Below are 25,106 nucleotides of genomic sequence, written 5' to 3' on the forward strand. Positions count from 1 at the left end.
CGGGCGGCGTGGCGAAACCCAAGAAGACAGTCACTAAAAGCGAAGCGGATAAAAGCGAGACACCCTCCTCCGCCGCGCCGAAGGTAGAAGCGGACAAGCCCAAGGACCACGCGACAACGACAGGCTCCGGCGACGCGAAGCCGTCGGTAGCTGCGGCGGATAAGCCGGATACGTCTCCTTCAGGTGACGCTGCGAAAGGCAATGTCGCGAAATCCGCGGCGAAGACCTCCGCTGAGGCCGAAAAAGGGGCAACTGCTGAGAAAAGCAGCAAAGCGGAGAGTCCGTCGAAGCCTGACACGCCAAAACCTGGGGATACGCCCTCTCCGGAGAAGGGCGGCAAATCAGACCCCGTAGCCGCGACATCTGCAAAAGCGACCACCTCGACAGAGAGCAAGGGCGCCTCTGCTGGCGCGGGCAATCCGCCGCTAGACAGCAGCAAACCTGTCGCGGATACCAAAGCCGACAAATCTGCGAGCACCTCTCGCGCAAGTTCTGCGGCATCCAATCCAAAGGGCGCCGCAGACAAGCCTGCCACATCGGCTTCTAGCTCAAGCACCTCTTCGACCACCGCGACCCCAGAGGCTGCGCCTAGAGAGCGCAAGCGTAGCGTCTTTTTCCCGATGCTCTTGGGCGGTGCAATCGCCGCAGGTCTGGGTTTCGCCGCAGCGGAATACGATGTGATGGGCACACGCGCGCAGAGTGATGCGGAACTGCAAGAGCTGCTCGAAGCTCAGCAGGCCCGTATCGCAGACCTAGAAGCTCGTGCCGCTGAACCCGCAGCGCTGCCGGAAAGCCTGCCACAGGTTGATGCTTTGACCGAAGAACTGCAGGCCGCGCGACAGGAATTGGCTGCCTTGCAAGAGCAACTCTCCGGGATCGACAGCCGCTTGACCACGGTCGAAAAACAACCCGCTAGCGGTGGCGATAACGATATCGCCGTTGCTGCGTTTGAGCGCGAAATGGAAGCCTTGCGAGAATCCGTAGCGGCGCAGCGCGCTGAGATCGAAGGGCTGTTAGAAAACGCCCAGAGCGTAGAGGAAGCCACCGCTGAAGCAGCGGAAGCGGCCCGTGCGCAAACTGCCATGACCCGGATCAACACAGCGCTTACCGCTGGTCGGCCCTATGAGGCCCCCCTCTCGGAACTGCGCGACGCGGGGGTAGAAGATATCCCCGAAGCGCTGAACGAAACGGCCTTGGCAGGGGTCGTGACCTTGGCCAATTTGCAAGCGCGCTACCCTGATGCGGCCCGCGCAGCGTTGGCAGAAGCCCGCGCTGCGGTCCCGGACGAAGGCGAGGGCGGTTTCGGAAGCTTCCTCAAGCGCCAGTTGGGCGCCCGGTCCGTCGCACCGCGAGAAGGCTCTGACCCCGACGCGGTCCTATCCCGCGCCGAAGCTGCGGTACGTGACGGTCGGTTGACCGATGCGCTGGCCGAGATCGATACATTGCCAGAAGCCGCACAGGCCGCCATGGCGGACTGGCTGGCCGATGCACGCGCCCGTCAGGCGGCGGAAAACGCCGCCGACGATCTGTCACAACGCCTGACGGCAAACTGAGGAACGAAAAATGCTCTGGTCTCTAATTAAAATCGTTCTGTTCGTCGTGCTTGTCGCTGCCCTTGCTTGGGGCGCAGGGTTCTTGCTCGAAAGCCAAGGCGGCATTCAACTGACCGTCGCGGGCACCGAATACACCCTCGGGCCGCTGCAATCGGTGATCGCTGTGCTGTTGTTGATGCTTGCGGTCTGGCTGCTGCTCAAGATCGTAGCACTGCTCTCGGCCACTTGGCATTTCCTTAATGGGGATGAGACCGCGCTGTCGCGCTACTTTGACCGCAACCGCGAGCGTAAAGGCTATGAAGCGCTATCGGATGGTCTAATGGCGCTGGCCAGCGGTGAGGGTCAACTGGCAATGGCCAAAGCCGCCAAGGCCGACCGCTACCTCAAACGCCCCGCGCTGACCAACTTGCTGACCGCGCAGGCCGCCGAGTTGGCCGGAGATCACCACAAAGCAGAGCGCACCTATCGCAAGCTGGTCGAGGACGAGAAAACACGTTTCGTCGGTGTGCGCGGTATCATGAAGCAAAAGCTGGCCGAGGGGGATACGGAAACTGCTCTGAAACTGGCTGAGAAAGCCTTTGCCCTAAAGCCCAAGCACGAAGAAACCGGCGATACATTGCTGAAGCTGCAAGCTGAAAAGCACGATTGGACCGGGGCGCGGCACACCTTGCAGGCCAAGTACAAGAACGGTCACCTGCCCCGCGATGTGCACAAACGTCGTGACGCGGTATTGGCCCTGTCAGAGGCCCGCGAAGTCATCGCCGAAGGCAACAGCATCGAAGCCCGCGAAGCGGCGATTGAAGCCAACCGCCTGTCGCCCGATCTGGTGCCAGCAGCGGTCATGGCGGCCCGTGGCTATATTGATCAGGGCAAACCGCGTTACGCCGCAAAAGTCTTGCAGAAGGCTTGGAGCGTGCACCCGCACCCCGACCTTGCTGCGGCCTTTGCCGAAGTTCAGCCAGAGGAGACACCGCAGCAGCGGATCAAACGTTTCCGGGCGCTGACCAAATCGCAGCCCGATCATGCCGAAACCAAGATGCTTCTGGCTGAGTTGCACATCGCAAACGAGGACTTCCCAGAGGCCCGCCGTGCGCTTGGTGATCTGGTGGAGACCGATCCTTCGGCCCGCTCGGTGACTCTAATGGCTGCGATTGAACGCGGTGAGGGGGCATCGGATACCGTGGTCAAAGGCTGGCTTACACGGGCGCTCAACGTATCGCGCGGGCCACAGTGGATCTGCGAAAACTGCCACCATATTCACGCGGAATGGAAGCCGATCTGCGAGAACTGCGAGAGCTTCGACACGTTGGAATGGAAAACCCCACCACTGTCCGAGGTTGCGATGCCCAGCGGCGTGCAGATGTTGCCACTCATCGTTGGGACACCCGAGGCGGCACCCCCGACTGAGGGCGCGCTGACCACCCGCACGGATGATATCGAAGAGGCGGAACTGGTAACCGACCCGGAAATCTCCGGGCAGCAAGACACGTCAAAGCGGCCGCCAGACCCTACAGCTTGATGTCGTAGGTCACCCAATTGGTCCGCATGGCAAGCCGATCATAGACACCACGGCCGCGGTAGTTATCCTCGGCCGTGATCCAGCGCACGAGGCTCCAGCCGCGTTTCTCAGCGATCTCTCGCACGCCGCCGATCAGCGCATCGGCGGCGCCGCTGCCCCGGGCTTCTGGCGCGACGAAAAGATCGTCTAGAAAGCAGCCTGTCGCGGCGGCCAGTGGCCGGGCGAAGCGGCGAAAATGGGTAATGCCGATCACATTGCCAAGCGCGTTTTCACAGACCAGTCCTTCGACTTCGGACAGCGGATCATGTAGCCAAGACCAGACGCGGGCGCGCATTTCCACGGTCTGCTCGACTTTGTAAAAGGCCGCGTAGCCTTGATAGAGCCGCTCCCAATCGGCGCGGTCGTGATCTTTGACAGGGCGGATAGTCAGGCTTTTCGGTGTCGTCATGCTGGGGCTCCCTTCGCTGAGGCGCGGTGGTTGCCCCAGTGGGTCAGAAATCGAGCCCGAGGTCCAGTGTTGTCGCGGAATGGGTCAGCGCGCCCATGGAGATATAGTTCACCCCGGTTGCGGCGACTTTGGCAATACGCGGCAGGGTCATGTTGCCCGAGGCTTCAAGCACGATGCGCCCCTGTGCCATTTCCACGGCTTTGGAGAGCGTAGCGGTGTCCATATTGTCCAAGAGCACAACATCCGCGCCGGTTTCGTCTAGCACCTCGGCCAGTTGGTCCAGTGTATCCACCTCTATCTCGACGCGGATCATATGCGAGGCATTGGCTTTCACCGCCTGCAACACGGGCCGGATGCCACCCGCAGCAGCGATGTGGTTGTCCTTAATCAGGATCGCATCCGAGAGCGAGAAACGGTGGTTGAACCCGCCGCCATGCAGCACCGCTTGTTTTTCGACCATGCGCAGGCCGGGGGTGGTTTTGCGGGTGCAGGTGATGCGGGTCTCGGTGCCTTTGGTCTCCGCCACACAGGCCGCCGTGAGGGTCGCGATGCCCGAGAGCCGTCCGGCAAAGTTCAGCGCCACGCGTTCGGCGGACAAGATTGCGGCGGCAGAGCCTTCGATTTCCATGAGTACATCCCCTTTGGCGATGGTGCTGCCGTCTGTCTTGAGCGTGCGCACCTGAAGCGTCGGGTCGACCAGATGAAACGCCATGCGGGCGATCTGCATACCCGAGACCACGCCCGCCGCACGGGCGCGCAGGCGGGCGGTGTAGGTCGTGCCTGCTGGAATCACGCTGCGGGTGGTGACATCGCCATAGGTGCCAAGGTCTTCCATCAGTGCGGCGCGTACCAAGGGCTCAAGGATCAGATCGGGCAGGGCGGTTGTCATGCGGGGAGGTCCTCGGGGGTTGGGCGGAAGGCGATGGCGTCGGCCAGCGTCATGAAGCTGCGCTGCGCGAGGGCGAGCGTGTCTGGGAAATCGGTGCGGCAATGTGCGCCGCGGCTCTCGCGCCGGGCAAGGGCGGCGGCAGCGATCAGCGTAGCGGCGGCAGTCATGTTTTGCAGTTGGGTGCAATCGGGCTGTGCGGCTTCGATCTGCGCGATGTGGCGCAGAGCGGTTTGCAGGCCTTCGGCCTCGCGCAACACACCGACGTGGTCAGTCATTGTGCGGCGCAGCTGGGCGATCAGGTGTTCGTCCGGTGTTACACCTGGCGGCAGATCAGGCAAGGTCACCTCGGTTGCATCACTTGCGACACAATTTTCCAGCATGTCCAACGCCGCACGACGGGCAAAAACCAGCGCTTCGAGCAGCCCGTTCGAGGCCAGCCGGTTCGCGCCGTGCAAGCCGGTGGAGGAGGCCTCACCACAGACCCAGAGCCCGCCTAAGCTCGACCGTCCATGCGCATCGGTTGCCACGCCGCCCATGTGGTAATGCGCGGCGGCGGCGACGGGGATCGGCTGGGTCACAGGGTCGATGCCATTGCGCGCGCAGGCGGCGGCGACGGCGGGGTAGTCGATCAGCACCGCACCGCCCAAGGCCGTGCGGGTGTCGAGCATCGGGCGCAGCCCCGCTTGCGTTTGCGCAAAGATTGCGCGTGCCACGATGTCACGCGGGGCGAGTTCGGCCAGCGGGTGGAGGTCCGCCATAAAGCGCTGGCCCTCGCGGTTGACCAGATGCGCCCCCGCGCCGCGCAGGGCTTCGGTGGCGAGCGGGGCCGGGTCTTCGCCGCAGTCGATGGCGGTGGGGTGGAATTGGACGAACTCCGCATCCGCGATCAAGGCACCGGCGCGGGCGGCCATGCCGATTACTTGGCCCCGGATGCGGGCGGGATTGGTGGTCAGCGCATAAAGCCCGCCGGAGCCGCCGCCTGCCAATAAAACACCCGCGCCGCGCAGCATCACCGGCGCGGAGCCTTCGGGCCGCGCCAGTTCGACCGCGACGCCGGAGACCGTTGTGCCGTCACTGTCCAAGCCGCAAGCGAGCACGCCTTCGAGGACTTGGATGGAGGGGGTCGCCCGCACCCGTTCGATCAGGGCGCGCATGATCTCTGCCCCAGCCTGATCGCCCTGCACTCGCACCACCCGCGCAAAACTATGCGCGGCCTCGCGGGCAAGGACATAGCCGCCGTCAGCGCCGCGATCGAAAGCGGTGCCAAAATCGGTCAGGGCAAGGATATGCGCACGGGCTTCTTCGGTCACTGTCGCGGCCACGCGTGGCTCGACCGTGCCTGCGCCGGCGGCGATGGTGTCTTGGGCATGGGCGGCGGCGCTGTCGCTTTGGGCCATCGCTGCTGCCACGCCGCCTTGCGCCCAGGCGGAACTGGCGCCGGTGCCCAACTTATCGGGCGAGATCAGCAACACCGGGAGCGGCGCGAGGCAAAGGGCGGCATAAAGCGCGCCGAGGCCCGCGCCGACGATGATGATCCTGCCGGTTGCGATCTCTTGCACGGGGCGCGGCCCTTACAGGCCGAGGTCGCGGGAGAGGTCGATCATCCGCTGCACGGCCACGCGTGCCTTGCCCGCGACTTCAGCCTCAACCTCGACCGCGCCGGACATGGTGTGCAGCGACCAGAGCACCTTTTCCAGCGTGATCTTCTTCATATAGGGGCACATGTTGCAGGGACCGACGAAATCGACCTCGGGCAACTCATCCGCGATGTTCGACGCCATGGAGCATTCGGTGACCAGCATCGCCTTAGCCGGTTTCTCGCGGTGGACATAGTCCAGAATGCCGCTGGTAGAGCCTGAAAAGTCGGCTTCGGCCACCACATCGGGCGGGCATTCGGGATGCGCGATGATGCGGGTGTCGGGGTTCCATTCGCGATAGTCGGCGATGTCTTTGGCGGTGTAGCGTTCGTGCACGATGCAGGCGCCGTCCCACCAGACGATGCGCTTTTGCGGCACCTGTTTGGCGATGTTCTGGGCCAGATATTTGTCGGGCGTCATGATCACCGTGTCGCTCTCCATCGCCGCGACGATCTGCGCCGCGTTGGATGAGGTGCAGCAGATGTCAGACGCAGCTTTGACCTCGGCGGTGGTGTTCACATAGGTCACCACCGGCGCGCCGGGATATTGCGCGCGCATCTTGGCCACGCCCTCTGCGGTGATGCTTTCGGCCAGCGAACAGCCCGCTTCCATGTCCGGAATCAGCACGGTTTTCGACGGGTTCAGGATCTTTGAGGTTTCCGCCATGAAATGCACGCCGCATTGCACGATGACATCGGCCTCGACCTCTGTCGCCTTGATCGCCAATTGCAGGCTGTCGCCGACAAAATCCGCAATGCCGTGGTAGATGTCGGGCGTCATGTAATTATGCGCGAGGATCACCGCATTGCGCTCTTTCTTAAGCTTGTTGATCGCGGCGACATAGGGCGCATGGATGGCCCAATCGGGGGGCGAGACGACGCGGTCCATTTTCGCATAGAGATCGGCCATTTCGGCGGCCAGCGCGGGCGATGGCGCAAGGTCGTAGTGGCGCTCAAGCTCGCTGGGCGAAAAAATTTTATCACGCATGGTCGGTCCCCCTCCGGCCTTGGCGCGTGTCACGGCACCGCGCTGGACACCACACCCGGCGGGTTGGCCATAGACGACTGGGGGCGGGCGGGCAAGCCGATACCCTTTATGGCAAGGGCTCTACCCGGTGGCGGTCAAGTGAATTTGCGGAACAGGCGGGTCTGGTCGAACATATCTTCGAGCCGTTCTGCCCGGTCCTTGGTATCGGCCCAATTGATGTCCTGCATGGAAGAGATGACGCTTTCCACCAGCAGCAGGGTCGCCGCCGCAGAGTCCCAAGCCGATGGCGCGACGATGCGGCTGGAGAAACAGATATCAGCAAGGCTGTGCACCGGCGAGCGCCATTGGTCGGTAAACAAGATGATTTTCGCCCCCCGCGCATGGGCCATTTCCGCGAGTTTCAGCGTGTTGTTCTCATAGCGACGCACATCGAAGATCACGAAAACATCGCCTTCACCCACGTCCAACAGGTAGTGCGGCCATGCGTTGGAGGTCGATTGGATATGGGTCACTTTTGGGCGGATGATCTGGGCGTGTAGAAACAGATATTCCGCCATCGTGTGTGTGATCCGCCCGCCAACGATGTAGAGCGGGTGCTTGGTGTCGGCGATCAGCGCACAGGCGCGGTCGAAGGTCTCGGGCTCGATCTGGCCCAGCGTGTGACGGATGTTGTCGATCACCGCATCGGTGAAGCGGTTGAGCACATGGCCCGAAGGCGCCCCCTCGGCCCAAGTGTCGTGTTTGGCGATGGGGTTCTTGGCTTTGGCTTTTAGCTCCTCGCGCAGCTCGTTCTGGAACTCCGGGTAGCCCTTGAACCCCAGCTTTTGCACCATCCGCGCCACGGTGGGCGTGGAGACATTGGCGTCCTTGGCGAGTGCGGTCAGCGGGCCGAGGCCGGAAGCCGGATAGTTTTCGAGAATCGAATGGGCCAACTGCCGCTCGGCGCGGGTCAAACGGTCCAGTTCCTGCTGGATGCGGTCGGAAATCGTCAGTGCAGGTTCAGCCATGCGCGCCTCTCTTTTGACGAGTAATAGCACAAACTGCGAGAGGGTGTAATAAATCCGACATAATTTTGTTGACAGAGGCGACTGTCCGCATGAGGTTCGATGCAGCGAAGGGGGATAGGGTGTCAGAAACAAGCGACGCAATGCAGGAGGCCGTTGAGGTGATCAACGCAGGCGCCAAGGCGTCGGTGGTGCTTGTCTGTGAGCATGCGTCGCGCGACATTCCTGCGCAGTTTGAGGGTCTTGGCCTCGCTGCGGCTGCGCGCGAAAGCCATGTCGCATGGGACCCGGGCGCGCTGAGCGTTGCGCGAAAGATGTCGGATGAGCTGGATGCGGTGTTGGTTGCAGGTCGCGTGTCGCGGCTGGTTTACGACTGTAACCGTCCGCCCGAAGCGCTCGGTGCGATGCCTGCGCAAAGCGAGATTTTCGCGATCCCCGGCAATGCGGCGCTCGACGATGCGGCCCGTGCGGACCGGGTAAAGCGCTACTACGAGCCGTTCCGCGCCACGCTTGCCGCTACGATCACGCGGGTTGCCTCGCCGGTTATTGTCACCGTGCATAGTTTCACGCCCATTTATCACGGCGAGCCGCGCAGTGTGGAGATCGGTATTCTCCATGACAGCGACACGCGCTTGGCCGATGCGATGCTCGCCACAGCGGCGGATCACACCAAGCTGAAGGTCGAGCGCAATGAACCCTACGGTCCGCAAGATGGCGTAACCCATACCCTGAAAGAACATGGTTTGGTGCATGGCCATCCGCATGTCATGCTGGAAATCCGCAATGATCTGATCACGACTGAGGCTGAACAGCAGCAGATGGGCGCGATGATCAGCGATTGGCTGCGTGTCGCCCTTGCGCGGCCCGAAATGAAGGACGCCAGACCATGAGATTCCTGCGCGGCTATATCCGGCGCATTGACGCGATGAACCGGCGGATCGGGCGGGTGATGATGTATGGCATTTTTGTCCTGATGGGGGTGCTTTTGTGGTCCACCGTCAGCAAGGCATTCTTTGTCCCCTCGCTCTGGACACTGGAAATGGCGCAATTTGTGATGGTGGGCTATTATATCTTGGGCGGGCCCTATTCGCTTCAGCTTGGCTCGAACGTGCGGATGGATCTGCTTTATGGCGATTGGTCACTGCGCCGGAAGGCGTGGTTTGATCTCTTCACCGTCTGTTTCCTGATCTTCTATCTCTGCGTGCTGCTCTATGGCGCGGTCAGTTCCACCGCCTATTCGCTGGGCTATTGGGGGACCGAGCCGTTCAGCTTCTTTGGAGGGCTGGTCACCGGCGCGGAAGAGATTGGTCATATGGAGCAATCCAGTTCCGCGTGGCGGCCCTACCTTTGGCCCATCAAAGTCGTGATGATCGTCGGTTTTGTGCTGATGCTGCTGCAATGTCTGTCCGAGCTCGCCAAAGACGTGCTGCGGCTTAAGGGTGAGGCCATTTGATGTCCTATGAAATGATCGCGACATTGATGTTCTCGTCGATGATGCTGATGCTGCTGACCGGCCAGCGGGTCTTTGGGGCGATCGGCTTTATCGCCGTGGTCTCGGCGCTGCTGCTTTGGGGTGACAAGGGCGGCTATGACATCGGTTTTGCCGCCGCGATGAAGCTGATGAAATGGTATCCGCTGCTGACCCTGCCGATGTTCATTTTCATGGGCTATGTGCTGAGCGAGAGCCGCATTGCCGATGACCTGTATAAGATGTTCCACGTCTGGATGGGCGGCGTGCGCGGCGGGCTTGCGATTGGCACGATTGGTCTGATGGTGCTGATCTCGGCGATGAATGGGCTCAGCGTCGCCGGCATGGCGATTGGCTCGACGATTGCTTTGCCGGAACTGCTGAAACGTGGCTATGACAAGAGGATGGTGACCGGGGTGATCCAAGCGGGGTCAAGCCTCGGCATCCTCGTGCCGCCCTCGGTCGTGCTGGTGCTTTACGCGATGATCGCGCGCCAGCCGGTGGGGCAGTTGTGGCTCGCGGGTGTGGTGCCGGGTCTGATGATGGCCTCGATGTTCATCGCCTATATCGTGATCCGCTGCTGGAAAAACCCGGACCTTGGCCCGGTTCTGCCTGCTGCGGACCGCGACATCCCCCGCGCCGAAAAGCTGCGCCTGCTGCGCGCGGGCATCCTGCCGCTGGTGATCTTTGCTGTGATGATGGTGCCCTTCGTGAACGGCTGGACCAGCCTTGTCGAAAGCTCGGCCATCGGCGCGGCGGCGGCTTTCATCGCCGCAGTGCTGAAGGGCCGAATGACGCGCACGGTCTTCGAGAACTCAGTGCGCAACACGCTGGGGATCACCTGCATGTTCATGTGGATCATTCTCGCAGCACTTGCCTTTGGCGCGGTCTTTGACGGGCTGGGCGCGGTGAAGGCGATTGAGAGCCTGTTTACCGAGAAGATGGGCCTCAGCCCCTGGATGATCCTGATCCTGATGCAGCTCAGCTTCATTCTCATGGGCACCTTCCTTGACGATACCGCGATGCTGGTGATCGTGGCGCCGCTCTACGTGCCTTTGGTCGGTGCGCTTGGCTTTGATCTGATCTGGTACGGTATCCTCTACACGATCACCACGCAGATCGCCTATATGACGCCGCCCTTCGGCTATAACCTCTTCCTGATGCGCGCCATGGCCCCGCCAGAGATCACGCTGCGCGACATCTATGCCTCGATCACGCCCTTCGTGCTGGTGATGGTCTTGGCGCTGATACTTGTCATGGTCTTCCCACAGATCGCGACATGGCTGCCCGATTACATCTACGACAAATAACAACGAGAGCCGCGCAAAGACGGCCTGATTTTCAACAAAGGAGAGACCTATGACCACTCGCAGAAAGTTCTTATCCGGGGCCGCCGTAGCCGCCCCAGCGGCGCTGGCCGCACCGTCCATCGTCCACGCCCAAGCGCCGATCAAATGGCGCATGCAGACCTATGCGGGCGCTGCACTGGGTGAGCAGGTAACCAAACCTGCCGTCGATTACATCAACGCCGCCGCCAATGGCGAGATGGAGATCGAGCTCTTCTACGCCGACCAGATCGTCCCCACCGGCGAACTGTTCCAAGCCATGCAGCGCGGCACCATCGACATGGTGCATTCCGATGACGATAGCATGGCCTCGCCGACGCCGTTGCAGCAGTTCGGCGGCTACTTCCCCTTTGCCACCAAGCACATCCTCGACGTGCCGGTGCTGTTCAATCAGTATGGCCTCGCGGAGATCTGGAAAGAAGAATACGCCAAGGTTGGGGTCGAATGGCTGTCGGCTGCGGGTCAAGACCCCTGTAACTTCAACACCACCAAAGAGATCAAGTCGGTCGCCGATCTGGACGGTCTGAAGCTCTATACCTTCCCCACCGCGGGCCGCTTCTTGTCGAAGTTCGGCGTGGTGCCGGTGAACATCCCCTACGAGGACGCCGAAGTGGCCGTGCAAACCGGCGAGTTGGACGGTATGGCTTGGTCAGGCATTACCGAAGACTACACCGTGGGCTGGGCCGATGTGACGGACTACTTCCTGACCAACAACATCTCGGGCGCGTGGATCGGCAGCTTCTTCGTCAACCAGCAGCAGTGGGCCGATCTGCCGGATCACCTCAAGCAACTGGTCATGGCGGGTATCGAAGCGGGCCACACATACCGCAACCAGTGGTACTGGGGCGGCGAGGCGCGTCTGCGGGCGCAGGGTGACAAGCTCAAGCTCAGCACCGTGCCTGCGGATGAATGGGCCGAGGTCGAAGATGCGGCCAAGGAGTTCTGGACCGAGATCGCCGAGGAAGGCGAAGTGCACAGCAAGATCGTGCAGATCTTCCGCGACTATAACGAGGTCATCAACAAAGCCGGTCCGCCCTATACCAACGGCTGAACCGACAACCGGGGGCGCGCAACCCGCGCCCCCGCCTTATCTTTTGAAGTGGACTGAACATGCCCGGCACCCTGACATTCGATGCGCTGAAGAAAATGGTCAAAGACGGCTCGGTGGATACCGTTCTTGCCTGCCTTGTGGACATGCAGGGCCGCTTGATGGGCAAACGCTTTCACGCCGTGAATTTTGTCGAGACCTCTTACAAAGAGACCCATTGCTGCAATTACCTGCTGGCGACGGACCTTGTGATGTCCACGCCCGAGGGCTTTGCCTCGACCTCATGGGAGACGGGCTATGGCGATTATGTCATGCAGCCCGACCTTGAGACGATCCGCCCGGTGCCGTGGCTTGAGGGTACGGTGATGGTGCTTTGCGATGTGCTTGACCACGACACCCATGCCCCAGTCCCTCACTCCCCTCGCGCCATGCTGAAGAAACAGATCGCCCGGCTGAAAGACTTGGGTTTCGACGCCATGATGGCGACCGAGTTGGAGTTTTTCCTCTTTGAGCAAAGCTTCGACACGATCCGCAAAGGCGGCTACCGCGAGTTGACGCCGATCAGCGGCTACAACGAAGATTACAATATCTTCCAGACCACCAAGGAAGAGAACGTGATGCGCCCCCTGCGCAACCATCTCTTTGCCGCCGGTCTGCCGATTGAGAATACCAAGGGCGAGGCCGAAGCGGGGCAGGAAGAGCTTAACATCCGCTATTCGCAGGCGCTGGATTGCGCCGATTACCACACGATTGCCAAACATGCGGTCAAGGAGATCGCTTGGCAGCAGGGCCATGCCGCGAGCTTCCTGCCCAAGTGGGACAAGGACCGTGTCGGCTCGTCGAGCCATGTGCACCAGTCGCTGTGGAAAGACGGCAAACCGATGTTTGTCGATGCCGACGATGACTTGGGCATGTCCGATTTGATGCGGCACTATATGGCGGGTTTGATCGCCTATGCGCCGGAATATACCTATTTCCTCGCGCCCTATATCAACAGCTACAAACGCTTCGCCAAAGGCACCTTTGCCCCCACCAAAACCGTCTGGTCCGTGGACAACCGCACCGCGGGTTTCCGGCTTTGTGGGGCGGGCACCAAGGGCGTGCGTGTCGAATGCCGTATTGGCGGATCGGACTTGAACCCCTATCTGGCGCAGACGGTCATACTGGCCGCTGGGATCAAGGGGATCGAAGACAAGATGAAACTCGACCCGCCGACGCGCGGTGATGCTTACGGCGAAAGCAAGGCGGTCGACATCCCCCAGACCCTGCGGGCAGCGACCGAGACCCTGCGCGGCTCGACCTTCTTGCGCGAGGTGCTGGGCGACGATGTAGTGACCCATTACTGCCGCGCGGCGGAATGGGAACAGGAAGAATATGACCGGGTGGTGACCGACTGGGAAATCGCCCGTGGCTTTGAAAGGGCCTGAGTATGACGACGGTAAAATGTATCTCTCCCATCGACGGATCGGTCTATGCGGAGCGCGAAACCCTGACCCAAGCGGCGGCGCAAGAGGCCGTGGCCCGCGCCCGCAAGGCGCAGAAGGCATGGGCGGCACGGCCCCTGCAGGAGCGCGTCGATCTGGTGATGGGTGCCTTGAAAGAGATCGAGAATTCCACCGACCGGATGACCGAGGAACTGGCGCACCAGATGGGCCGCCCAGTGCGCTATGGTGGTGAATTTGGCGGGCTGCAGGAGCGCACCAGCCATATGGCCAAGATCGCCAGCGAGGCGCTGGCGCCCAAGGTGATTGAGGAGAGCGACGCCTTCACCCGCAAGATCATGCGCGAGCCGCATGGCGTGGTCTTTGTCGTGGCGCCTTGGAACTACCCCTATATGACCGCCAACAACACCATCGGGCCCGCGCTGATTGCGGGCAATGCGGTGATCCTGAAACATGCCTCGCAGACCATTCTGGTGGGCGAGCATCTGGCCGATGCCTACCGCGCGGCGGGCGTGCCTGAGGAGGTGTTCCAGAACGTCGTGCTGAGCCATGACACCACATCAGCGTTGCTCGCCGACAATGCGTTCGATTTCGTGAACTTCACCGGCTCTGTCGGCGGCGGTCAGGCGATGGAGCGCGCGGCGGCGGGCACTTTCACCGGTGTCGCGACCGAGCTTGGCGGCAAAGACCCGGCCTATGTCCGCGCCGATGCTGATCTGGATGCGGCGGTCGATGGCGTGATGGACGGCGCGATGTTCAACGCGGGCCAATGCTGCTGCGGGATCGAGCGCATCTATGTGCACGAAAGCCTCTATCACGCCTTTGTAGAAAAGGCCGTGGCCTGGGTGAACAACCTCACCTTGGGCAACCCGCTGGAAGAGGCGACAACGCTTGGCCCGATGGCCAATGTGCGTTTCGCCAATGAGGTCCGCGCTCAGATCGACGAGGCCGTCGCCGCCGGTGCCAAGGCGCATATCGAAAAGATGCCCGCCGACGATGGCGGCGCATATCTCACACCACAGATCCTGACGGATGTGACCCATGAGATGCGCGTCATGCGCGACGAAAGCTTTGGCCCCGTGGTTGGCATCATGCCGGTCAAGGACGACGAGGAAGCCATCGCGCTGATGAACGACAGCCAGTTTGGCCTGACCGCCGCGATCTTTACCAAGGACGTTGAGGCCGCCGAGGCCATGGCCCCGCGGCTGGAAACCGGCACCGTCTTCATGAACCGCGCTGACTACCTCGACCCGGCGCTGTGCTGGACGGGCTGCAAGCAGACCGGGCGCGGCGCGGGCCTGTCGGAACTGGGCTATCACGCGCTGACCCGCCCCAAATCTTACCACCTTAAGAAAGCCTGAGACATGTCCCTGACTGCCAACTGGTCCTACCCCACCGCCATCCGCTTTGGCGCGGGCCGTATCGCCGAGATCGCCGAGGCCTGTGCTGCGGCGGGCATCACCAAACCGCTTTTGGTCACCGACAAGGGGCTGGCCTATCTGCCGATCACCCAGTCCACGCTCGATCTGATGGAGGCTGCGGGCCTTGGCCGGGCGATGTTCTCGGACGTTGATCCAAACCCGACAGAGATGAACGCCGAAGCGGGCATCCGCATTTACCGAGAGGGCGGCCATGATGGGGTGATTGCCTTTGGCGGTGGCTCTGGCCTCGATCTGGGCAAGGTTATCGCCTTTATGGCGGGCCAGACCCGCCCGCTGTGGGATTTTGAGGATATCGGCGATTGGTGGACCCGCGCCGACCCCGAGGGCATCGCGCCCATCGTGGCCGTGCCGACAACTGCCGGCACCGGCTCCGAAGTGGGCCGCGCCAGCGTCATCACCAATTCGCAGACCCATGAGAAGAAGATCATCTTCCATCCGAAAATCCTGCCCGCAGTGGTGATCTGTGACCCAGAACTGACCGTCGGTATGCCGCCAATGATCACTGCAGGCACCGGGATGGATGCTTTCGCGCATTGTCTCGAAGCCTTCTGCTCGCCGCATTACCACCCGATGAGCCAAGGCATGGCGCTGGAGGGGATGCGTTTGGTCAAAGAGTACCTGCCCCGCGCCTATGCCGATGGCACCGATATCGAAGCACGGGGGCATATGATGTCCGCCGCCGCGATGGGGGCCACGGCGTTTCAAAAGGGCTTGGGCGCGATCCATGCGCTGAGCCACCCCATCGGCGCTGTGCATCATACGCACCACGGGACCACCAACGCGGTGGTCATGCAGCCGGTGCTGCGGATGAACCGCCCGGCGATCGAGGAGCGTCTGGCCAAGGCGGCAGCCTATCTCGACATCGTCGGCGGCTTTGATGGGTTCTACGATTTCGTGGGCAAGCTGAACGCGGAGTTGAACATTCCCGCCAATCTGACCGATCTCGGTGTCACCGATCCCGACATCGACGCGCTGGTGGCCTCGGCTTTGCAAGACCCAAGCTGCGGCGGCAATCCGATCGAACTCACCCGCGAAAACACAACGCAGTTGCTGCGAGAGTGTCTTTGAAATCAAGACAGGGGGCCGCATGATGCGGCCCCCTGTTCTTTGGCAGCGCTTAAAACGAGACGTTATTCAGTCTCTTTGGCGTCGTCTGCTTTTTCCATATCTTCTTCGGTGACCTCAGGGCCAACCGATACCAGATAGGCCCAAACGTTCTTGGCGTCTTCTTCGTCTTTCAGACGGTAGGACATCTTGGATTTCGCCCGCTTCACGTCGAGGTACTCAGCCAAGTATTTCTTGGGGTCCGCGACAAAGCCAACGAACGCCTCTTCGTTCCATGCCAGACCAGCTTCGCCCGCTTCAACGATGGAATCGCCATAGCGGAAATCTTCGACCGACCCGGCGACCCGGTTGTAGATGCCATAAAGGTTCGGCCCGGTGCGGCCCCCTTTTTGGATGTCATTGCCTTCATCATCGGTGATCATGTGACAGCTTTTGCACTTGCGGAATACCTTTTCCCCAGCTTCGGCATCCCCAGTGGCATGACCGTCGGCCCACAGCGGGGTTGCTCCGAGGCATAGGGCAAAAATAGACGCGATACGCATGTTCATGTGTTAACTCCTCCAGCTTTCCGGAAGGAAACTAGCGTCTCTGTTGACAGGGTAAAGGGCGTGGGCTGCGCCAAAGTGTAGCATCGCTTTGGCCGTCATCCGGTTAATGGTTGAGCCTACGGGGAATTCCCACGATAACGCTGAGTGAATTTTCTCAGGGCCCGGGGGGCGGCATGAATACAGCGGCAGAGCGCATCTGATGGAGATCATGGTCCCCGCATGGGTCGATGGCACCCTTCAGCCGGTCGAGAAACTCGCCGCCCATGAGCGCGGTCTGCGGCATATGGCGGTGTCGATCTTTGTGATCGCGGGCGACAAGCTGCTGCTGCAACAGCGCGCGCTTGGCAAATACCACACGCCGGGCCTTTGGGCGAACACCTGTTGCACCCACCCCGAATGGGGCGAGCCAGCCGAAGTCTGTGCGCAGCGGCGGTTGGACGAAGAACTGGGGATCTCTGGGCTCAAGCTAACCCATCGTGGACAGGTCGAATACCGCGCTGACGTTGGAGGTGGCTTGATCGAGCATGAGGTGGTCGAAGTCTTCTTGGCTCGCGCGACCGAAGACTTGGAAATTGCGAACAATCCTGGCGAGGTGATGGCGACGCGCTGGATGACACTCAGCGACCTTCATGCCGACCTCGCGCAGAACCCCGAACGTTATACGCCCTGGCTGCGGATCTATATGGCCGAGCACGAAGGGCTGATCCTTGGCGATGGGGCAACCGATTAACCAGAAAGGTGGGCCAGAGATGACCGACGACATGCAAGACGAAAAGACCCGCGCCTCTGATTGGTTCCGCGCGCTGCGCGACGAGATCGTGCAGGCTTTTCACGACATTGAGGCGCGTCACGTGGGCGAAGAGGAAGCGGGGGAGTTCGTTGTCAGCAACACGACCCGCACTGCGCCGGATGGCTCAGACGCGGGCGGCGGCGAAATGTCCGTCATGCGCGGCGGTCGGGTGTTTGAAAAGGTGGGCGTAAATATCTCCACCGTTTACGGCACCTTGGGCGAACGCGCGCAGGCGGCGATGGCAGCGCGCAAGGGGCTGCCTGGCATGGCCGATGACCCGCGGTTTTGGGCCTCGGGCATCAGTCTGGTTGCGCATATGCAAAACCCCCACGTGCCGGCGGTGCATATGAACACCCGGATGTTCTGGACCCCGCATGCATGGTGGTTCGGTGGCGGGGCGGACCTGAACCCCTGTATCGAGTATGACGAGGACACCGCGCATTTTCACGCCGAGATGAAGCGGGCCTGCGATGCCCATGGCGCGACGCTCTATAATGAACTCAAGGTTTGGGCTGACGAGTATTTCTACATTCCCCACCGCAAACGTGCGCGGGGTGTGGGCGGTATCTTTTATGACGATCGCAACAGTGGCGATTGGGCAGCTGACTTTGCGCTAACCCAAGACGTGGGCCGTGCCTTCCTGCCTGCCTATGTGCCGCTAGTCGATAAGCGCCGCGAGACGGAGTGGGATATGGATGACAAGGACGTGCAGCTGCGCCATCGGGGGCTCTATGCTGAGTATAACCTTGTCTATGATCGGGGCACAAAATTTGGGTTGGAAACGGGGCACGACCCTGACGCGGTGCTGATGAGCCTCCCGCCGATGGCGAAATGGGCTTGAAGTAATGACCCGGCCCGGAATCAAGCCGCAGGCGCCGGGCCATCGCCTGCCCGCCCGGACGGGTAGGCGATTGAGTGAGGCTGGGTGCGACACTGAGAACGCACATCACGGCTGAACCATAAAGCGGCATGAACCGAGCGTTGCATCGCCGACTCGCGGGCAGGCGATGGCCCTCAATGCGGACGTTTAGCTGCGCTTTTCGCGCACTGTGTCGATCATTAACTGCACATTCTCCGGATCCGCATCCGGCGTAATCCCATGCCCGAGATTAAAGATATGCGGCCCCTTCGACAGCGCATCTACAATCGCCCGCGTCTCCTGAACCAAAGCCTCACCGCCGGTCACCATATGCGAGGACTTCAGATTGCCCTGCACGCAACCATGCGGCTGCACGTTTTCTGCCACCCATTCCGCACTCACAGCGTCATCCACCGCAATACAGTCCGCCCCTGTCGCCGCATGCAGATTGGCAAAGCGCGCACCCGCACCGCGCGGGAAAGCAATGATCGGCACCTGTGGGTGCCGGGCCTTCAGTGCACTGATAATCTGACGCAAGGGCTCGGTCGAGTAGCGGTCAAAGTCCGTGCCTTGCAAGGACCCAGCCCAGCTATCAAAGAGCTTTACCACCTCGGCCCCGGCCTGAATTTGCATGTCGAGATATTCGATGGTCGCCAGCGTGATCCGCTCCATCAGCGCATCAAAGACCTCTGGGTTCTCGTCCTTCAACGCATGCGCCGGACCCTGATCCGGCGTGCCCTTGCCCGCAATCATATAGGTCGCCACCGTCCAAGGCGCCCCGGCAAAGCCGATTAGCGTCGTTTCACCCGGCAATTCGCGCGACAGGATGCGCACGGTCTCGTAAATCGGGGCGAGGTGGTCGTGGATCGCATCGGCAGGCTTCAGCGCTTCCATCTCGGCCTTGGTCGTAATCGTCGACAGCCGCGGGCCTTCGCCGGTGACAAACCACAGGTCCGCCCCAAGCGCCTGCGGCACCAAGAGGATATCCGCAAATAGGATCGACCCATCAAACCCATAGCGCCGGATCGGCTGCAACGTCACCTCGGCGGCCAGTTCCGGGTTGTAACAAAGCGACAGAAAATCACCCGCCTTTGCCCGTGTCGCGCGATACTCGGGCAGATAGCGCCCAGCTTGCCGCATCATCCAGATTGGCGGGGTTGGCAGGGTTTCGCCCGCAAGGGCGCGCAGGATGGTCTTGTTTGCGGTCATTATGGCGCTCCTAAATATGGCAAAGCCGTTGTGAAGCGAGGTACAGCAGTTGTCAGTTCATGTCGACGGGGGTAGGGATGCGTCATGACGTATCAGCTCCCCACCCCGGCCCAGCCCCTCAACATCGGCACACGCGGATCGCTTCTGGCGCTTGCGCAAGCGAATGAGGTGCGCGACCGGCTCGCCCAGGCCTTTGATCTGCCGTTCGAGGCTTTCACCATCGTGGTGATCAAGACCACAGGCGACCGGATCATCGACCGCCCGCTGAAAGAGATCGGCGGCAAGGGGCTGTTCACCCGCGAGATCGAAGCGGCATTGCTCGATGGGTCCATCGATATCGCCGTTCATTCGATGAAGGACATGCCGACGCTGCAGCCCGGCGGGCTGGTGATCGACACCTATCTGCCGCGCGAAGACATGCGGGACGCGTTTATCTCACCGCATCTGAGGTCCATCGCTGACTTGCCCGAAGGCGCAGTCGTCGGCACCTCTAGCCTGCGCCGCCGTGCGCAGGTGAAACTGCGGCGGCCCGATCTGGAAGTGGTCGAGTTCCGCGGCAACCTGCAAACCCGTTTGAAAAAGCTGGAGGACGGTGTGGCCGAGGCGACGTTCCTCGCCATGGCGGGGCTGAACCGCCTGAAGATGGATGAAGTGCCAAAGGCTGCCGTGCATACGGATGATATGCTGCCCGCGATTGCCCAAGGTGCCATTGGTATCGAGCGCCGCATGGACGATCCCCGCGCCGCAGAGATGCTGGCAGCGATCCATGACCGCAAGACCGGCGAACAACTGGCCGCCGAACGCGCCTTTCTCGCCACGCTGGACGGCTCCTGCGAGACCCCCATTGCCGGGCTGGCCGAACTCAACGGCACCAACATGCGCCTGCGCGGCCAAGTGCTGCGCCCGGATGGATCAGACGCCATCGGTGATGATGTCACTTGCACGATCTCCGACGGAGCCGAAGCGGGGCGCGATATGGCCCGCAAGCTTTTGGCCGAGGCCGGGCCGGGCTTTTTTGACTGGCGCGAATGATCGGCAATCTCTTCACGCTGAAACAGCTTGAAGCGCTGATCTGGGTCGCCGATCTGGGCAGCTTTCGCCGCGCCGCCGCGCATCTGAATACCACGCAGCCTAATATATCGGCCCGGATTGCGGGCTTAGAGACCACGCTGGGCGTGACCCTGATGCAGCGCGACGCTGGCTCGATCCGCCTAACCGAAAAAGGCACCGCCCTGCTCGCCCAAGCGCGGCAGGTCCTGCGTGAAGCCGAAGGTCTGGTCACGATCGCCGAGCGGCCCGACCTGATCGACGACAGCATCCGCCTTGGCGTGACCGAAGTCGTCGCCAGCACATGGCTCCGCCCCTTTCTGCGCGCGCTGGCCGAGGCCTATCCCAATCTCACAGTCGAACTCACGGTCGATCTGTCCCGCGATCTGGATCAGGAACTGGCGGCCAATGCGCTTGATCTGACCCTGCAAACCGCGCCTTTCTCTACCCCCGCCAGCGGGCAGTTGGACCTGGCGACCTATGACTACGTCTGGGTCGCGGCCCCAGACCTCGCCGCGCAGATCGGCCCCGCGCCCGACCTCGCCGCTTTGGTGCGCCATCCGGTGCTGGGCCACGCCCGTCACACGCAGGCGCATCTTGATCTGATCCATCACTTTGATGGGACCACCGCGCCGAAAGCCAGATTGGTCCCGTCGAGCAGCCTGTCGGCGGCGATGAATATGGTGCTGGACGGGATGGGCGTTGCGGTGATGCCACGGGTGATGGTGGCCGGCGCGCTGACGGAGGGCACGCTAAAGATCCTCCCCGCGCCGTGGCATCCGCAGCCCTTGCAGGTCGCAGCGCGCTACCATGCCGAACGCACGCCCGGCCATGTCACCCGCGCCGCCGAACTGGCGCGGGACTGCGCCATGTCCTTCGCCCACGATCACAAAAACCTTTCACGCCAATAGAATATAATAATTTGCACCGATGCTGTGCCCGCTCCTATCCTGCGCCAAACAGGAGAGAGACATGGCAGCATCGGCCACCCGACTGGGCGTAGACATCGGCGGCACCTTCACCGACGTGGTGCTTGAAAAAGACGGCGAGAGCTTTTCGACCAAAGTGCTCACCACCTATGCCGCTCCGGAAAACGCGATCATCGATGGGATGCATCAGGTCTGCGCCAAGGCCGGGGTCACGCCTGCCGACCTCACCCAGATCATCCACGGCACAACGCTGGCCACCAACGCGCTGATCGAGCGGCGCGGGGCCAAGACGGCGCTGATCACCACCCAAGGTTTTCGCGACGTGATCGAAATGCGCACCGAGAGCCGGTTCGAGCAATATGACCTGAACCTCACCCTGCCTGAGCCGCTGCTGCCCCGTCAGATGCGCTACACGGTGAATGAGCGTGTCGATGCCACCGGTGCCGTGCTGATCCCGCTGGACCGCGCCGAGGTCGAAGCCTTGGCCGACCGCATAGCCGAGGGCGGCTATACCAGTGTCGCGGTGGGGCTCATCCATAGCTATCTGAATGACGCGCATGAGCGGATGATCCGCGAGGTGCTGGAAGAGCGCCTGCCGGGCGTCATGGTCTCGATCTCTGCCGAGGTCTCGCCACAGATGCGTGAGTATGAGCGGTTCAACACCGTGGTCGCCAACGCCTATATCAAGCCGCTGATGAAGTCCTACCTCGGGCGGCTCGAAGGGCGCTTGCAGGACGAAGGTGTCTCTTGCAACATCTTCCTGATGCATTCCGGCGGCGGCATCATCTCGATCGAAAGCGCCGCCGAATTTCCCGTGCGTCTGGTGGAATCCGGCCCCGCAGGCGGCGCGGTTTTCGCCGCGAACATCGCCGCACGCTATGGGCTCGATAAGGTGCTGAGCTTTGACATGGGCGGCACCACCGCCAAGATTTGCCTAATCAAGAACCAAACCCCCAAGACCAGCCGAGTTTTTGAGGTGGCGCGGACCTATCGGTTCAAGAAGGGCTCCGGCATGCCGATTTCGATCCCGGTGATCGACATGGTAGAGATCGGTGCAGGCGGTGGCTCGCTGGCCCATGTCGACGCCATGCGGCAGATCCGCGTCGGGCCGGAAAGCGCAGGCTCTGAGCCGGGGCCGGCCTGCTACGGGCGCGGGGGTGAGAAGCCCGCCGTGACCGACGCCGATCTGGTGCTGGGCAAGCTGGACCCCGACAATTTTGCGGGCGGCTCGATCCGGCTTGACACCGGAGGCTCCGAAGGGGCGTTGCAAAATGTCATCGGCCAAGAGCTCGACATGGACGCCGCCACCGCTGCTTTCGGTCTGGCCGAGGTGGTGGACGAAAACATGGCCAACGCGGCTCGCGTTCATGCAGTGGAAAATGGCGAGGACTTGAGCGAATACACGATGATCGCCTTTGGCGGTGCCGCGCCGCTGCATGCCGGACGGCTCTGCGAGAAACTGGGTGTGGAGCGTCTGCTGGTGCCACCGGGGGCTGGCGTCGGCTCGGCCATTGGCTTCCTGCGCGCACCGTTCAGTTTTGAGGCGAACCGTTCGGTCTATATGAAACTCTCGGATTTCGACGCAGACCGGATCAAGACGCTGTTGGGGGAACTGCAAGACGAGGCCACGGGCTTTGTGCGCAACTGCGATGCCCAGGCGCAAATCCTCTCCGAGTTCAAAGTCTACATGCGCTACAGCGGGCAGGGCTGGGAAATCCCGATCATCCTGAGCGCGAAAGATGCGATGGCCCCGGACGCGGCGCGTTTCGAGGCGTTGTTCGAGGCGGATTACGCCAAGCTCTTTGGCCGCACCGTCGAGGGCTTGGACATCGAGATCACGGTCTGGTCGGTCAATGCCACTACCCCGCCCGAAGCCGTCGCTAGAACCCCGGAGCAGACCCCCGGCGACGCGGCAGATGTGGCTCTAACACGGCGTATTTTCGATCCGGCACTGGCGGAATACTGCGAGGCCAATGTTGTCCTGCGCGGGCAGATGACCCCCGGCCAAACCGCCCAAGGCCCCGCCGCGATCACTGAGGATGAAACCACCATCATTCTCCCCGCCTCGCGCCGCGCCATCTGCCAGCCGGATGGCTGCATCGACATCACCGTGAAAGGGTAAAGACATGACGCAGACACATTCGAACGTCGCCTATCAGGTCATGTGGAACCGGTTGATCTCGGTCGTTGAAGAACAGGCACAGGCGCTGGTGCGCACGGCGTTTTCGACCTCGGTGCGCGAAGCGGGGGACCTCTCGGCAGGGGTCTATGACACCGACGGCCAGATGCTGGCCCAAGCAGTCACTGGCACGCCGGGTCACGTCAACGCCATGGCCGACGCGGTGGCGCATTTCATCCGCCGCATCGGGCGGCAGAACATCCTTGAGGGCGACGTCTATATCACCAATGACCCGTGGGAGGGCACCGGCCACCTGCATGACATCACCATGGTCACGCCGTCGTTTCACCGTGGCAAGCTGGTCGGGTTCTTTGCCTGTACCGCGCATATCGTCGACATCGGCGGGCGCGGCTTTGGGGCGGATGCGGCGAGCGTCTATGAGGAAGGGCTCTACCTGCCGATCATGAAATTCGCCGATGCGGGCAAGGTTGATGCGACGCTGGTGCGGATCATCCGCGGCAATGTGCGCGAGCCGGACCAGCTCATCGGCGACATCTACGCGCTGATCACCTGTAATGAGATCGGTCACCGCCGCCTGATTGATATGATGGAGGAGTTCGCCCTCGATGATCTGACCGGCATCGCCAGCTTCATCCTCGACAACTCCCGCCGCGCCACTTTGGAGCGCATCGCCGCCCTGCCGCGCCAACAGGCGACGGGGGAGATGACCATTGACGGGTTTGACACGCCGATCACGCTGAAGGTCACGGTGAGCATCGAAGAAGACCACATCCTGTCGGATTTCGCGGGCACCAGCGGGATCGACAAAAAGGGCATCAACTGCCCGCTGGTCTATACCAAAGCCTATGCCTGCTACGCGCTGAAATGCGCCATCGCGCCGGAAATCCCCAACAACGCGGCCTCGCTCGCACCCTTCCGCATCGCCGCACCCGAGGACACCATCGTGCATGCGCTGCATCCCGCCCCTGTGGCGCTGCGCCATATCGTGGGGCATTTTGTGCCCGATACGGTCTATGCCGCGTTGGATCAGATCCTGCCCAATATGGTGCCTGCCGAGGGTGCGGGCTGTCTGTGCAACTTCCAAGTCAGCCTGCGCCCGCGCACCGATGCTGAGGCCCCCAAGGGTGCCCGGCGCGCCGAGGTGCTGACTTTCAACTCGGGCGGCTCCGGCGCGCGGCCCCAGCATGACGGGCTCAACGCCACGGCCTTCCCCTCGGGCGTGATGACCATGCCGGTGGAGGCCACGGAACACGCAGGCCCGGTGGTGATCTGGCGCAAGGAGCTGCGCCCCGATAGCGGCGGCGCGGGACGGCAGCGTGGTGGCTTGGGGCAATATATGGAGGTCAGCGCGCGCGAGGGGCATGAGTTCGACATGCAAGCGATGTTTGACCGCGTCGATCACCCTGCACGGGGACGGCAGGGGGGCGCGCCAGGTGCCCCGACCACCATCACGCAGGACGACGGCACGCCGATGCGCGGCAAGGGCAAACAGTTCGTGCCGCATGGGCGCAAGGTGGTCATGGCCTTCCCCGGTGGCGCCGGCTACGGCAATGCGTCCGAACGGCCCAAGGAACTGGTCAAACGCGACCTGCTACGCGGCTATATAAGTGCCGAGGTGGCAGCCGCAGACTATGGGTTGAGTGCCGAGGAGATCAAAGAGGTTCAAAAGGCGATCAGCACAGGCGCCGATCTGTAAGGTACTCGCATGATGATATAGGCGCGGGGGTCATTGACTG

General features: G+C 62.0%; 22 protein-coding genes. 15 read left to right on the forward strand and 7 right to left on the reverse strand.

The features are described 5' to 3' along the window. The first annotated feature begins 8 nt into the window (after nt 1-8). Nucleotides 9-1,553, forward strand: coding sequence for a hypothetical protein (locus BLS57_RS19895; RefSeq protein ID WP_244153582.1), 1,545 nt, complete (start codon nt 9-11; stop codon nt 1,551-1,553). Between the two features lie 10 nt (nt 1,554-1,563). Then, nucleotides 1,564-3,072 (forward strand): heme biosynthesis protein HemY, encoded by a 1,509-nt coding sequence (locus BLS57_RS02740; protein WP_093738909.1) that lies wholly within the window; start codon nt 1,564-1,566, stop codon nt 3,070-3,072. Here the strand turns inward: BLS57_RS02740 and BLS57_RS02745 are convergent. The 5 genes from BLS57_RS02745 to BLS57_RS02765 form a co-directional block, all read right to left on the reverse strand. Beyond that, the gene (locus tag BLS57_RS02745; RefSeq protein WP_093738911.1) at nt 3,062-3,520 is read right to left on the reverse strand and encodes a GNAT family N-acetyltransferase; all 459 of its coding nucleotides are present in this window, start codon (nt 3,518-3,520) and stop codon (nt 3,062-3,064) included. The two genes, BLS57_RS02740 and BLS57_RS02745, sit on opposite strands and share 11 nt — an antisense overlap. 43 nt (nt 3,521-3,563) lie before the next feature. Continuing rightward, nucleotides 3,564-4,409 carry a carboxylating nicotinate-nucleotide diphosphorylase gene (gene nadC, locus BLS57_RS02750; protein ID WP_093738913.1) on the reverse strand — a complete coding sequence of 282 codons (846 nt, stop codon included), beginning with the start codon at nt 4,407-4,409 and terminating at the stop codon, nt 3,564-3,566. Next, a complete protein-coding gene (locus BLS57_RS02755; protein ID WP_093738915.1) occupies nt 4,406-5,968 on the reverse strand; it encodes an L-aspartate oxidase in 1,563 nt (520 codons plus the stop codon). Before BLS57_RS02755 ends, nadC begins: the two co-directional genes overlap by 4 nt. 12 nt (nt 5,969-5,980) lie before the next feature. Next, complete coding sequence (gene nadA, locus BLS57_RS02760; RefSeq protein WP_093738917.1) at nt 5,981-7,033, reverse strand: quinolinate synthase NadA; 1,053 nt, start codon at nt 7,031-7,033, stop codon at nt 5,981-5,983. 134 nt (nt 7,034-7,167) lie between these two features. Next, on the reverse strand, nt 7,168-8,040 hold the full coding sequence (locus BLS57_RS02765) for a MurR/RpiR family transcriptional regulator (protein ID WP_093738919.1): 873 nt from the start codon (nt 8,038-8,040) through the stop codon (nt 7,168-7,170). Nucleotides 8,041-8,180: 140 nt separating this feature from the next. Here BLS57_RS02765 and BLS57_RS02770 point away from each other — a divergent pair, with 140 nt between their 5' ends. From BLS57_RS02770 to BLS57_RS02800, 7 genes are read left to right on the forward strand one after another with little or no spacing between them, the layout of a single operon-like run. After that, nucleotides 8,181-8,927, forward strand: coding sequence for an N-formylglutamate amidohydrolase (locus BLS57_RS02770; protein ID WP_093738921.1), 747 nt, complete (start codon nt 8,181-8,183; stop codon nt 8,925-8,927). After that, a complete protein-coding gene (locus tag BLS57_RS02775) occupies nt 8,924-9,490 on the forward strand; it encodes a TRAP transporter small permease subunit (RefSeq protein WP_093738923.1) in 567 nt (188 codons plus the stop codon). The genes BLS57_RS02770 and BLS57_RS02775 overlap by 4 nt, the downstream gene beginning before the upstream one ends. Next, nucleotides 9,490-10,815: a TRAP transporter large permease gene (locus tag BLS57_RS02780; protein ID WP_093738925.1), complete on the forward strand. Its 1,326-nt coding sequence runs from the start codon at nt 9,490-9,492 to the stop codon at nt 10,813-10,815. The genes BLS57_RS02775 and BLS57_RS02780 overlap by 1 nt, the downstream gene beginning before the upstream one ends. A gap of 49 nt (nt 10,816-10,864) precedes the next feature. Further along, the gene (locus BLS57_RS02785; protein ID WP_093738927.1) at nt 10,865-11,902 is read left to right on the forward strand and encodes a TRAP transporter substrate-binding protein; all 1,038 of its coding nucleotides are present in this window, start codon (nt 10,865-10,867) and stop codon (nt 11,900-11,902) included. Nucleotides 11,903-11,961: 59 nt separating this feature from the next. Then, nucleotides 11,962-13,326 (forward strand): glutamine synthetase family protein, encoded by a 1,365-nt coding sequence (locus BLS57_RS02790; protein WP_093738929.1) that lies wholly within the window; start codon nt 11,962-11,964, stop codon nt 13,324-13,326. Nucleotides 13,327-13,328: 2 nt separating this feature from the next. Then, complete coding sequence (locus tag BLS57_RS02795; RefSeq protein WP_093738931.1) at nt 13,329-14,702, forward strand: aldehyde dehydrogenase family protein; 1,374 nt, start codon at nt 13,329-13,331, stop codon at nt 14,700-14,702. A 3-nt stretch (nt 14,703-14,705) separates the two neighbouring features. Further along, nucleotides 14,706-15,851 (forward strand): iron-containing alcohol dehydrogenase, encoded by a 1,146-nt coding sequence (locus BLS57_RS02800; RefSeq protein ID WP_093738933.1) that lies wholly within the window; start codon nt 14,706-14,708, stop codon nt 15,849-15,851. Between the two features lie 62 nt (nt 15,852-15,913). On the opposite strand, the gene BLS57_RS02805 is transcribed toward BLS57_RS02800, so the two are convergent. Beyond that, nucleotides 15,914-16,396: a c-type cytochrome gene (locus BLS57_RS02805; RefSeq protein ID WP_093738935.1), complete on the reverse strand. Its 483-nt coding sequence runs from the start codon at nt 16,394-16,396 to the stop codon at nt 15,914-15,916. Nucleotides 16,397-16,595: 199 nt separating this feature from the next. Between BLS57_RS02805 and idi the strand changes: the two genes are divergently transcribed. Both idi and hemF read left to right on the forward strand, forming a co-directional pair. Further along, entirely contained in the window at nt 16,596-17,126 is a 531-nt protein-coding gene (idi, locus tag BLS57_RS02810) for an isopentenyl-diphosphate Delta-isomerase (RefSeq protein ID WP_093738937.1), read from the forward strand. A 19-nt stretch (nt 17,127-17,145) separates the two neighbouring features. After that, nucleotides 17,146-18,027, forward strand: coding sequence for an oxygen-dependent coproporphyrinogen oxidase (gene hemF / locus BLS57_RS02815; protein WP_093739160.1), 882 nt, complete (start codon nt 17,146-17,148; stop codon nt 18,025-18,027). A 186-nt stretch (nt 18,028-18,213) separates the two neighbouring features. Here hemF and hemE read toward each other — a convergent pair whose 3' ends face one another. Continuing rightward, a complete protein-coding gene (hemE, locus tag BLS57_RS02820) occupies nt 18,214-19,254 on the reverse strand; it encodes a uroporphyrinogen decarboxylase (RefSeq protein ID WP_093738939.1) in 1,041 nt (346 codons plus the stop codon). Nucleotides 19,255-19,338: 84 nt separating this feature from the next. Here hemE and hemC point away from each other — a divergent pair, with 84 nt between their 5' ends. The 4 genes from hemC to BLS57_RS02840 all read left to right on the forward strand — a co-directional run bounded on the left by hemC (nt 19,339) and on the right by BLS57_RS02840 (nt 25,066). After that, nucleotides 19,339-20,286: a hydroxymethylbilane synthase gene (gene hemC / locus BLS57_RS02825; RefSeq protein ID WP_093738941.1), complete on the forward strand. Its 948-nt coding sequence runs from the start codon at nt 19,339-19,341 to the stop codon at nt 20,284-20,286. Further along, nucleotides 20,283-21,212: a LysR family transcriptional regulator gene (locus tag BLS57_RS02830; protein WP_093738943.1), complete on the forward strand. Its 930-nt coding sequence runs from the start codon at nt 20,283-20,285 to the stop codon at nt 21,210-21,212. The genes hemC and BLS57_RS02830 overlap by 4 nt, the downstream gene beginning before the upstream one ends. Before the next feature lie 61 nt (nt 21,213-21,273). Then, nucleotides 21,274-23,352 (forward strand): hydantoinase/oxoprolinase family protein, encoded by a 2,079-nt coding sequence (locus tag BLS57_RS02835; protein WP_093738945.1) that lies wholly within the window; start codon nt 21,274-21,276, stop codon nt 23,350-23,352. 4 nt (nt 23,353-23,356) lie between these two features. Further along, nucleotides 23,357-25,066 carry a hydantoinase B/oxoprolinase family protein gene (locus BLS57_RS02840; protein WP_093738947.1) on the forward strand — a complete coding sequence of 570 codons (1,710 nt, stop codon included), beginning with the start codon at nt 23,357-23,359 and terminating at the stop codon, nt 25,064-25,066. Nucleotides 25,067-25,106: the final 40 nt, after the last annotated feature.

It is taken from the genome of Sulfitobacter delicatus, assembly GCF_900102535.1.
GTDB lineage: Bacteria > Pseudomonadota > Alphaproteobacteria > Rhodobacterales > Rhodobacteraceae > Sulfitobacter > Sulfitobacter delicatus.